The sequence below is a fragment of the Microbispora sp. NPDC004025 genome (genome assembly GCF_053604425.1).
In genome coordinates this window covers 30,471-42,387 of sequence record NZ_JBSGHN010000018.1, presented here as the reverse complement: position 1 = coordinate 42,387, position 11,917 = coordinate 30,471, and the positions used below count along the sequence as shown (strand labels likewise).

The 11,917-nt window shown below is 70.8% G+C and carries 5 protein-coding genes; 1 reads left to right on the top strand and 4 read right to left on the bottom strand.

Translation table 11 applies throughout. The features are described 5' to 3' along the window. Positions 1-32: 32 nt before the first annotated feature. The 3 genes from ACWEQG_RS33600 to ACWEQG_RS33590 all read right to left on the bottom strand — a co-directional run bounded on the left by ACWEQG_RS33600 (position 33) and on the right by ACWEQG_RS33590 (position 5,946). Entirely contained in the window at positions 33-2,276 is a 2,244-nt protein-coding gene (locus ACWEQG_RS33600) for a rhamnogalacturonan lyase family protein (RefSeq protein WP_452290980.1), read from the bottom strand. 208 nt (positions 2,277-2,484) lie between these two features. Continuing rightward, positions 2,485-3,483 (bottom strand): LacI family DNA-binding transcriptional regulator, encoded by a 999-nt coding sequence (locus ACWEQG_RS33595; RefSeq protein WP_452290978.1) that lies wholly within the window; start codon positions 3,481-3,483, stop codon positions 2,485-2,487. 153 nt (positions 3,484-3,636) lie between these two features. Beyond that, complete coding sequence (locus tag ACWEQG_RS33590) at positions 3,637-5,946, bottom strand: rhamnogalacturonan lyase family protein (protein ID WP_452290976.1); 2,310 nt, start codon at positions 5,944-5,946, stop codon at positions 3,637-3,639. Between the two features lie 524 nt (positions 5,947-6,470). Between ACWEQG_RS33590 and ACWEQG_RS33585 the strand changes: the two genes are divergently transcribed. Further along, positions 6,471-7,772, top strand: coding sequence for an NAD(P)/FAD-dependent oxidoreductase (locus ACWEQG_RS33585; RefSeq protein ID WP_452290975.1), 1,302 nt, complete (start codon positions 6,471-6,473; stop codon positions 7,770-7,772). Positions 7,773-7,782: 10 nt separating this feature from the next. Here the strand turns inward: ACWEQG_RS33585 and ACWEQG_RS33580 are convergent. Next, a partial coding sequence (locus ACWEQG_RS33580; RefSeq protein WP_452290973.1) for a HAMP domain-containing protein occupies positions 7,783-11,917 on the bottom strand: 4,135 nt, incomplete at its 5' end.

Below are 11,917 nucleotides of genomic sequence, written 5' to 3'. Positions count from 1 at the left end.
GGCCGCCGCCGCTGATCACGGGGACAGACGGATCAGCGCAGGTAGACCTTGGGCTGGGCCGGGGTGGCCATGCCGTTGCCAATGAAGAAACTCGGGTGGGGCGGCTGGTTGTAGGCGGTGTTCTGCCAGGCCAGGGCGGCCCGGTACTGCGGGTCGTGCAGCAGGGTGTGGATCTTGGTGGTGGTGACTGTGGGGGTGGAGTAGATCCGCAGAGCCCGGTTGTCGGTGGTGGGCCAGACGACCTCTTCGCGCCAGTCGCCGAGGATGTCCCCCGACAGGGACGGGGTGGACTTGGTGCCGTTGTTGGAGTGGACGCCACTGGCGGTCAGCAGCCGTGTGTCGCCGCCGGTGCCGTACTTGTCGATGTGGGTGCCGTCGAGCAGTTCGCGGACCGGGTCGGCGTCCCACCAGGCGAGGAAGTTCATGGAGGACGGCTTGCGGCCCAGGGTGGCGCCGCCGGGGCTGCGCAGGGAGCCGTCCCGGGCCGACCAGGACTCGGCGCCGGGGCTGCCGGCCCAGATGTCGGCCGACACGCCGCGGCCGTTGTCGCCGCCGGAGGCGGTGGACCACAGCACCTGGCCGGTGCGGGCGTCGGCGAACCAGGAGCCGGGCTTGGAGGAGTCCTCGTCGACCTTGAACACCTCCAGTCCGGACCGGGAGGGATCGAGGTCGCCGACGTGCATGGCGTCGCCGTGGCCGTTGCGGGTGTTCCACAGCGGCGATCCGTTGTCATTGACCGCCATGGAACCGAAGACGATCTCGTCCTTGCCGTCGGCGTCGACGTCGGCGATCGACAGGTTGTGGTTGCCCTGGCCGGCGTAGGCGGTGTTGGAGTTGGAGTCGAACGTCCACCGCTTGGTCAGCGAGCCGTTGCGGAAGTCCCACGCCGCGATGACCGTACGGGTGTAGTAGCCGCGCGACATGATCAGCGACGGGCGGACGCCGTCGAGATAGGCGGTGGCGGCGAGGAAGCGGTCGACCCGGTTGCCGTAGTTGTCACCCCAGGAGGAGACCGTCCCGCGCGGCGGGTCGTAGTTGACCGTGGACATCGCGGCGCCGGTCTGACCGTTGAACATCGTCAGATACTCCGGGCCGGACAGGACGTAGCCGTCGGAGTTGCGGTAGTCGGCGGAGGCGATGCCGATGACCTTGCCGGCGCCGTCGACGGTGCCGTCGGCGGTCTTCATCGCCACCTCGGCCCTGCCGTCGCCGTCGTAGTCGTACACCTGGAACTGCGTGTAGTGCGCGCCGGCGCGGATGTTGCGGCCCAGGTTGATCCGCCACAACCGGGTGCCGTCCAGCCGGATCCCGTCGACGTACACCGGGTCGGTGACCCCGGCCTGAGAGTTGTCCTTGGCGTTGGACGGGTCCCACTTCAGCACAAGGTCCAGCCGGCCGTCGCCGTCCAGGTCGCCGACGGACGCGTCGTTGGCGCTGTAGGAGCTTCCCGGCGGGCTGATCGGCACGTCCAGGTAGCCGTTGGCGAAGCCCAGCGAAGTCTCCGAGGCAGCTCCCTCGGTGCCGCCGTTGACCGGGCGCACCGTGTAGGAGGCGTCGCCCGCCGCGCCGGAGTCCAGGTAGTTGGTGGAGTTGGTGACGGTGGCGATGCGGGTGCCGCCCCGGTAGACGTTGAAGGAGGTGTCGCGGGACTCGGTGCCGAGCAGCCGCCAGGACACCAGGTTGCCGCTGCCGGACCGCACGCTGATCAAACCCCGGTTGAGGTCTTCGGCCTGCTTGGCCCCGCCGGGCACGGGGGAAGGGCTGCTGCTCGGGCTCGCCGAAGGGCTGGGCGAGGTGCTGGCCGACGGACTCGGGCTCGCCGGCCGGCTCGGGCTGGGCGAGGGCGAGGAGTGGGTGGTGCCGTCGCACACCGTCCCGTTGAGGGAGAAGGACGCGGGGACCGGGTTGGAGCCGTTCCAGGAGCCGTTGAACCCGAAGGCGGCGCTGCCTCCCGAGGGGATGGCGGCGTTGTAGCCGGCGTCCGCGACGGTGACGTTCGCGCCGCTTTGACTGACGGCGCCGTTCCACAGCTGGTCGATCCGCTGACCGGCGCCGAAGGCCCAGGTCAGCCGCCAGCCGTTGACGGCGTCACCCAGGTTGTCGATCGTCACGCTGGCGCCGAAGCCGCCCTGCCACTGGTTGGTGATCTCGTAGCTGACTCGGCAGGCCACCGCGGCGGAGGCGGGAGTCTGCGCGGCGACCGCGCCGGTGATCGCCACGCAGACGGTCGCGGCGGCCGCGGCCAACCGGGCGGGGGGTGGGATTAGACGTTTCATCGATCGTCCAATCTGGTGGGGGGTTTGGTCGATGGTGGTCGCCACGAGACGCTAGAAACACGGACGTAGAGGCGTCAAACATCCCCTGACTCCCGGTGGGAGTGACGGCAAGGCGAAATTGTTTCGTTTCAGGTCAGCAGAGGGAGGGCCCTCAGCGGAGCGCGTCCCGCGCTCTGAAACTTTCGGAATCGGAGAGCGGCGACGCCGGTCACCGGCCGGCGGGCGCCGTGGACGCGCGGACGACCAGCCGCGGCCGGTAGACCAGGTTCTGGTGCCGGTGGCCCGGGCGAGACTCGTCCAGCAGCATCGCGGCGGCGGTCCGCCCCAGCTCCCGTTTGGGCTGCCACACGGTGGTGAGCGGCGGAGCGAGCTGCGAGGCGAACACCACGTCGTCGTACCCCACCACCGACATCTGCCGGGGGACGTCGATCCCCCGGTCCCGCAGGCCGCCGATCACCCCCAGCGCCGCGAGGTCGTTGACGCAGACGATCGCGGTCGGCCGTTCGGGCAGCCGCAGGATGTGGTCCAGCGCGGCCTCGGCGGTCGCGGCGACGTCCGGCGGAGGTATCCGCACCTCCAGCACCGCGCGGTCGGGATCCAGCCCCGCCTCCCGGAACGCCTTGCGCACCCCCGTGTGCCGGTCGGTGCTCTGCTGGACCTCCACCGAGCCGGTGAGCATGACGACCCGCCGGTGCCCCAGGGAGATCAGGTGGGCGGCGGCCTGCTCACCGCCCGACACGTTGTCGACCGACACCGAGCACAGCCGACCGTCGCCCAGGTGATCCAGCAGCACCACCGGGACGCCGCGCTCGGCCAGGGCGACCAGCGGTTCCAGGCCGGTCGCGACCGGCGTGATCAGCACGCCGCGCACCCCCTGCTTCTCCAGCTCCCCCAGGTAATGCTGCTCACGGCCCGGCTGCACGTCGGTGCTGCAGGTCATCAGCATGCACCCGTCCTGCAGCAGCCGGTCCTCCACACCCCGGCACACCTCCGTGAAGAACGCGTTGGCCAGGTCGAGCACCACCGCGCCGACCAGCGGGCTCGGCACCCCGCGCAGCCGTCTGGCCACGTTGTTGGGCACGTACCCGACCTGCTCCATCGCCGACAGGACGCGCCGGCGGGTCTCCTCGGCGACCAGTTCGGGATTGTTCAGGACGTTGCTCACCGTCGACGGCGAGACGCCCGCTATCTGCGCGACAGAGCGCATACCGCGGCGGCGCGGCGCGGAGACCTCCGGGGTATCCCCATGCACAAAAGCACCATATCCAGCCCGAGGCCGGGTCAAGACCTCGGCGGGGATGCGCGCGGCGGCGGCGGCCGCGGACGCTCGCCAGGTACGTCCGCGGCCGCCGCCGGGGGATCACCTCAGATAGATGTTCGGCCTGGCTGGGGTGGCCATGCCGTCCCCGAGGAAGAAGCCGGTGTGGGGCGGCTGGTTGTAGGCGGTGTTCTGCCAGGCGATCGCGAGCCGGTACACCGGGTCGTGCATCAGCGTGTAGATCTGCCGGGTCGCCGTCGCGGTCGTGCTGTAGATCCGCAGGGCGGTGTTGTCACTGGTCGGCCAGACGACCTCCTCGCGCCAGTCGCCGAACAGGTCGGCCGACAGCGAGGGGGTGGACTTGGTGCCGTTGTTGGAGTGCACCCCGCTCGCCGTCAGCAGCCTCGTGTCGGAGCCGGTGCCGTACTTGTCGATGTGGGTGCCGTCGAGCAGTTCCCGGACCGGGTCGGCGTCCCACCACGCGAGGAAGTTCGCCGAGCCCGGCTTGCGCCCGACGTTCTGCCCCTTCGTGTTGTAGACGCCGCTGACGGCGGACGACCACGACTCGGCGCCCGGACTGCCGGCCCAGATGTCGTCTGATACGCCGCGCCCGTTGTCGCAGCCGCAGGAGGCGTTGCTCCAGATGATCGAGCCGGTGCGGGCGTCGGCCATCCACGCCGCGGGCTTGCTGGTGTCCTCGTCGACCTTGAACACCTCCAGCCCCGCGCGCGACGGGTCGAGGTCGCCGACGTGCAGCGCGTCGCCGTGGCCGTTGCGGGTGTTCCACAGTGCCGAGCCGTTCTCGTTGATCGCCATCGCACCGAAGACGATCTCGTCCTTGCCGTCCGCGTCGACGTCGGCGACGGCCAGGTTGTGGTTGCCCTGGCCGGTGTACTGGCTGCCGGCGGAGTTGGAGTCGAACGTCCACCGCTTGCTCAGCGAGCCGTTGCGGAAGTCCCACGCCGCGATGACCGTACGGGTGTAGTAGCCGCGCGACATGATCAGCGACGGGCGGGCGCCGTCGAGGTAGGCGGTGGCGGCGAGGAAGCGGTCCACGCGGTTGCCGTAGTTGTCACCCCAGGAGGAGACCGTCCCGCGCGGCGGGTCGTAGTTCACGGTGGACATCGCCTTGCCGGTCTGGCCGTTGAACATCGTCAGATACTCGGGACCGGACAGGACGTAGCCGGAGGAGTTGCGGTAGTCGGCCGAGGAACTGCCGATGACGACGCCGGTGCCGTCCCTGGTGCCGTCGGCGGTCTTCATCGCCACCTCGGCCCTGCCGTCGCCGTCGTAGTCGTACACCTGGAACTGCGTGTAGTGCGCGCCCGCGCGGATGTTGCGGCCGAGGTCGATCCGCCACATGCGGGAGCCGTTGAGCTTGTACGCGTCCACGAACACGTTGCCCGTGTAGCCCGACTGGGAGTTGTCCTTGGCGTTGGACGGATCCCACTTCAGCACGAACTCGTACTGCCCGTCGCCGTCCAGGTCGCCCACGCTCGCGTCGTTCGCGCTGTAGGTGTAGGCCACCCCGTCGGGCGTGGTGCCGCCGGACGGCGGCTGGATCGGCACGTCCAGGTAGCCGTTGGCCAAACGCAGCGACGTCTGCGACGCCGCCTGCTCGGCGCCGTTCACCACGGCCCGCACGGTGTACGCGGCGTCGGCGGCGGCCCCGGAGTCGAAGTAGTTCGTGGAGGTGGTGATCGGTGAGGAGTTGAGCTTCGTGGACCCCCGGTAGACGTTGAACCCCGTGCCGATGCTCTCGGTGCCGAGCAGCCGCCAGGAGACCAGATTGCCGCTGCCCGACCGCACGCTGATCAGGCCACGGTCGAGGTCCTCCATCTGCCGCGCGCCCGCCGGGATGCTCGTGGGGCTCGCCGACGGGCTGGGCGACGGGCTCGGCGACGGTGTCGGGCTCGCGCTGGGAGAGGCGCTGGGAGAGGCGCTGGGGGACGCGCTGGGAGAGGTGCTGGGGGACGCGCTGGGACTGCTCGTGACCCCGCCCGTGCACGTGGTGCCGTTGAGCGCGAAGCTCGCGGGCACGGGATTGGACGAGTTGTTCCACGAGGCGTTGAAGCCGAACGACGCCGTGCCGCCGGTGGGGATGGCCGCGTTGTAACCGGCGTCCTTCGCGCTGACCTGCGCGCCGCTCTGGGTGACCGTGGCGTTCCACGCCTGCGTCACGGTCTGGCCCGCGGCGTACGACCAGGTGAGGGTCCAGCCGTTCACCGCGTCGCCGAGGTTGGTGATCACGACGGCGGCGCCGAAGCCGTCCTGCCACTGGTTGCTCACCTGGTAGTCCACCCGGCAGCCCGCCGCCGCCGAGGCCGGCAGGGCGGGCAGGACCGCTGCTCCCGCGAGCGCGGCGGCCGAGGCCACGGCGGTGAGCAGAGCGGATCTTCGTCGTGTGGTCATCCAAACTCCAAGGGGGTGCCGATGGGGACCGACGGCGGAGCCGTGACCGCGCTCGCGACGCGCGGCGCGGGGACGCGTGGTCGGGCTTGTCCGAGGCGATACCTCCGGGGGCGGGCCGAGCCGGGGCGGACGGTGCGACAGGATGTGCCGGGTGCGTGCGCCGGGGGTCATACAGGGTCATACAGGGTCATGCGGCGTGCCTGAGTGCGCCATAACAACGCGAAACCGGCGGTGTGGTCAATCAGCTCCGGTTCAGCGATGTGAACGCAATCATCGGATGCGTCCGGCTGAGCGGATCTCCGGCTGGTAGGGCCGGGTACCGGCGGCTCACCTGCGAGGGGCGTCCGCTCCGACGATCACTGAAACTTTCAGTCCCCGCATGTCCTGCCGACCTGTGAACGATCACAGGTCTGATCTCTCACTCCGGCTCTCCGGCCTCCGCCGCGGCGCCGCTGCATCCGTGGCCACGGCGCGGTGCGAAGTCCCTGAAGGAGCCGTACGGCGGCCGGAAGGGGGGAACGCTGATGCCACAGCCAGCCGAGGTGATCGTCGTCGGCGCCGGACTCGCGGGCCTGGCCTGCGCCTGGCACCTGCACGAAGCGGGTGTGACGGTCCGGGTCCTGGAGGCGTCCGACGGCGTGGGCGGCAGGGTCCGCAGCGACCTGGTGGACGGCTTCCGCCTCGACCGGGGCTTCCAGATCTTCAACACCAGCTATCCCGAGGCCGCCCGGGTCCTCGACATCGGCGCGCTGGACCTGCGACGGTTCACCAACGGAGCGATGATCTTCCGGAACGGCCGGCGCGAGCGGGTCGCGCTGCCGTGGCGGCATCCCCGGCACGCGCTCAGCGGCCTGCTCGCGCGTGTCGGCACACCGGTGGACAAAGCGGTCCTCGCCGCGGTGACCGCTCGCGACCTGCTGCTCCCCGGCTCCCTCGTACGGCGGCGCGGCCGGGCGGAGCGCACCACGCTGGCCGAGTTGCGGCGCTGGGGCGCGTCCCCCGAGATCGTCGAGAACCTGTTCCGCCCCCTCCTCGCGGGAGTCGTGCTCGAACGGGAGCTGGAGACCTCCAGCCGGATCTTCCACCTCCTGTGGCGGTCGTTCTCCCGCGGCAGGATCGGCGTGCCGGCCCTCGGCATGGAGCGGATTCCCGCGCAGCTCGCCGCCCGCCTGCCGGAGGGCACGATCTCGCTGGAGACGCCGGTGCGCGCGCTGACCCCCGGCGGCGTGGCCCTCGCCGGCGGGGGCGAGGTCCCGGGCGCGGCCGTGGTGGTGGCGGTGGATCCGCCCACGGCCGGGCGGCTGGTGCCCGGCCTGCCGGTGCCCGCGATGCGGCCGGTCACGACCTTCTACCACGCCGCCCCGGCCTCGCCCCTCGGCGAGCCCACGCTGATCGTGGACACGAAGGGAGCGATCACCGACACGATCGTGATCACCGACGCGGCGCCCGAATACTCCGCCGACGGCCGGGCCCTGATCTCCACCTCGGTCCTCGGCGTCCACGGTGACCGGGACGAGCCCCGGGTGCGGGCCAGGCTCACCGAGATCTACGGCGACACCTCGTCGTGGGAGCACATCGCGACGTACGCGATCGAGGCGGCCCTGCCCGCGATGCCGCCCCCGATGCCGCTGCGCCGCCCTGTCCGCTTGGAAGCGGTGGGACTCGGCGCCCGGCGCTACGTGTGCGGCGACCACCGGGACACCGGCTCCCACCAGGGGGCGCTGGTCTCCGGACGGCGGGCCGCCCGGGCGGTGCTCGAGGACCTGCACCGGGCGGCGCGGGTCCGGGGCCGCCGCTCCGTCCCCGCGGCGACCCCGCAGCCCTGATGGGCCGGGCCTACCTGTCGCCGTTGCCGGGCAGGTCCAGCCAGCGCTGCATGCAGACGATGAGCTCCTCGGCGTCCACCGGCTTGGTGACGTAGTCGCTGGCGCCGGACGTCAGGGTCTTCTCCCGGTCGCCGTGCATGGCCTTGGCGGTGACCGCGATGATCGGGAGCTGGGCGAAGCGCGGCATGGACCGGATGGCGGTGGTGGCGGCGTAACCGTCCATCTCCGGCATCATGATGTCCATCAGCACCAGGTCGACGTCGTCGTTGCGCATCAGCACCTCGATGCCCTTGCGGCCGTTCTCCGCGTACAGCACCTGCATGCCGTGCAGTTCGAGGATCGTGGTGAGCGCGAAGACGTTGCGCACGTCGTCGTCCACGACCAGCACCTTGCGGCCCACGAGCGCGCTGTCGAGCTTCCCGAGCTCCTGCGCCCCCTCCTCCGACGCCGGCTGCACGAGCGGCAGGACGTCGCCGGGCTCGTCGGCGGACAGGTGCAGCGTGATCCGCTCACGCAGCTCGTCGAGGCTGGGCAGGAGCTCCAGCGGCTGGTTGCGGGAGCGCACCTGCAGCAGGTCCTCCTGCGGGCGCGACAGCTTGCGCGAGTGGTGCGCGAGGACCGGGAGGGCGCGCAGCGCCGGATCGGAGTCGAGGCCCTTGAGGAAGTCGGCCGCGGCGTCCTGCGGCATGCCGAGGTCGAGCACCACGCAATGGACGCTCTCCTGCCACAGCGTCGACAGCGCGGACTGGGCGTCGCTCGCGGTCGACACCTGGACCGGGCCGTGGGTGTCGTGCAGGTCGGCCGCGACGCTCTGGGCCAGCATGGACAGCAGGCCGCCGGGCCTGGCCTCGACGACCAGCAGGCGGCGCCGCGCGCTGCCGTCGTCCCTGCCGTAATCCCTGCCGTCGTCCTGAACCCTGCCACCCGAGGTCCGCGCCGCCGCGGGCGCCGGCTGCGGGGCGGTCAGCCGCGGCCGCGCCTCCCGCGCCTCCGGTTCGCCCCTCTCGGCGTCGTCGACGCGGGCCAGCGGGAGGTAGAGCGTGAACGTGCTGCCCTCGCCCAGCGTGCTGGCCGCGCGGATCTCGCCGCCGAGCAGGGTCGCGATCTCCCGGCTGATCGACAGACCGAGGCCGGTGCCGCCGTACTTGCGGCTGGTGGTGCCGTCGGCCTGCTGGAAGGCGTCGAAGATCTGCGAGAGGTTCTCGGCGGCGATGCCGATGCCGGTGTCCGCCACGTGGATGGCCAGGATCTCCTGGTCGCCGGCGTCCGGCAGGGCCACACCGGCCGCCCGTTCGATGCGCAGCTCCACCGAGCCCGCCTCGGTGAACTTGACCGCGTTCGACAGCAGGTTGCGCAGCACCTGCCGCAGCCGCTGCTCGTCGGTCAGCAGCTCGGCCGGCACGTCGGAGGCCACCGTCACCTCGAACCGCAGGCCCTTCTGCGTGGTGAGCGGGCGGAAGTTGGCGTCCACGTAGTCGAGCAGCTGACGCAGGCTGACCGGCTCCGGCGTGATGTCCATCTTGCCGGCCTCGATCTTGGACAGGTCGAGGATGTCGTTGATGAGCTGGAGCAGGTCGGTGCCGGCCGAGTGGATGACGTTGGCGTACTCCACCTGCTTGGGCGTCAGGTTGCGGGTGGGGTTCTGGGCGAGCAACTGCGCCAGGATGAGCAGCGAGTTGAGCGGGGTGCGCAGCTCGTGGCTCATGTTGGCGAGGAACTCGCTCTTGTACTTGGACGCCAGGGCGAGCTGCTGGGCCCGGTCCTCCAGCTCCTGACGGGCCTGCTCGATCTCGCTGTTCTTCGTCTCGATGTCGCGGTTCTGCTGGGCCAGCAGTTCCGCCTTCTCCTCCAGCTCGGCGTTCGAGCGCTGCAGCTCCTCCTGCCGCACCTGGAGCTCGGTGGCGAGCCGCTGCGACTCGACCAGCAGCGCGTCGGTGCGGGCGTTGGCCACGATCGTGTTGACGTTGACGCCGATCGTCTCGACGAGCTGCTCCAGGAAGTCCCGGTGGATCTTGGCGAACCGTCCGAGGCTGGCCAGCTCGATCACGCCGAGCACCTGGTCCTCGACCACGATCGGCAGCACGATGAGGTTGACGGGCCCGGCCTGCCCGAGGCTGGACGACACCGTCAGGTAGCCCGGCGGGATGTCCTCCACCAGGATCGTCCGCCTGGCCTGAGCGGCCTGGCCGACCAGCGAGTCGCCGAAGGCGTACCGGCGCGAGGTCTCGCGGTGGCCGTAGCAGCCGACGACCCGCAGCTCCGCGCCCGCCGGGGCCTCCTCGGCCAGCAGGAACGTGCCGTGCTGGGCGTTGACCAGCGGCGCCAGCTCGTTCATGACCAGCTCGGCGACCGCCGACAGGTCGCGGTGGCCCTGCATGAGCCCGGAGACGCGGGCGAGGTTGGTCTTGAGCCAGTCCTGCTCCTGGTTGGCCCTGGTCGACTCGCGCAGGGACTCCACCATGGAGTTGACGTTGTCCTTGAGGTCGGCCAGCTCGCCCTCGGCGTCCACGGTGATGGACCGGGTCAGGTCGCCGGAGGTCACCGCGCTGGTCACCTCGGCGATCGCGCGGACCTGCCGGGTGAGGTTGCCGGCCAGCTCGTTGACGCTCTCGGTCAGCCGCTTCCAGGTGCCGGACACGCCCTCGACCTCGGCCTGGCCGCCCAGCCGTCCCTCGGTGCCGACCTCGCGGGCGACGCGGGTGACCTCGGCGGCGAACGAGGACAGCTGGTCGACCATCGTGTTGATGGTCGTCTTCAGCTCCAGGATCTCGCCGCGGGCGACGACGTCGATCTTCCTGGTCAGGTCGCCTCGCGCGACGGCCGTGGTGACCTGGGCGATCGAACGCACCTGGTTGGTCAGGTTGTCGGCCATCGAGTTGACGTTGTCGGTGAGGTCCTTCCAGGTTCCCGCCACGTTGGGCACCCGGGCCTGGCCGCCGAGCTGGCCCTCGGTGCCGACCTCGCGGGCGACGCGGGTGACCTCGTCGGCGAACGCGCTCAGCGTGTCGACCATGGTGTTGATGGTCTGGGCGAGCGCGGCGACCTCGCCCTTGGCCTCGACGGTGATCTTCTGCGACAGGTCGCCCTTGGCGACCGCCGTGGCGACCTGGGCGATCGAGCGGACCTGGCTGGTGAGGTTGGACGCCATCACGTTGACGGAGTCGGTCAGGTCCTTCCACGTGCCCGACACTCCGCGTACGGTCGCCTGGCCGCCCAGCCGTCCCTCGGTGCCGACCTCGCGGGCGACGCGGGTGACCTCGTCGGCGAAGGAGGACAGCTGGTCGACCATCGTGTTGATGGTCTCCTTCAGCTCCAGGATCTCGCCCCGGGCGTCGACGCGGATCTTCTGCGACAGGTCGCCCCGGGCGACGGCCGTGGTCACCTCGGCGATGCTGCGCACCTGGTCGGTGAGGTTGTCGGCCATGACGTTCACCGACTCGGTCAGCGCCTTCCAGGTGCCGGACACGCCCTTGACGTCGGCCTGGCCGCCCAGTCGTCCCTCGGTGCCGACCTCGCGGGCGACGCGGGTGACCTCGTCGGCGAACGCGCTCAGCGTGTCGACCATGGTGTTGATGGTCTGGGCGAGCGCGGCGACCTCGCCCTTGGCCTCGACGGTGATCTTCTGCGACAGGTCGCCCTTGGCGACCGCCGTGGCGACCTGGGAGATGTTGCGCACCTGGCTGGTGAGGTTGCCGGCCATGAAGTTGACAGAGTCGGTGAGGTCGCGCCACGTGCCCGACACGCCCTTGACGTCGGCCTGTCCGCCGAGCTGGCCCTCGGTGCCGACTTCGCGGGCGACGCGGGTGACCTCGTCGGCGAAGGAGGACAGCTGGTCGACCATGGTGTTGACGGTGTTCTTGAGTTCGAGGATCTCGCCGCGGGCGTCGACGGTGATCTTCTGGGAGAGGTCGCCCTTGGCGACGGCGGTGGTCACCTGGGCGATGGAGCGGACCTGGCTGGTGAGGTTGCCGGCCATGAAGTTGACGGAGTCGGTGAGGTCGCGCCAGGTTCCGGCGACGCCGGGGACCTGCGCCTGGCCGCCCAGCCGTCCCTCGGTGCCGACTTCGCGGGCGACGCGGGTGACCTCGTCGGCGAAGGAGGACAGCTGGTCGACCATGGTGTTGACGGTGTTCTTGAGTTCGAGG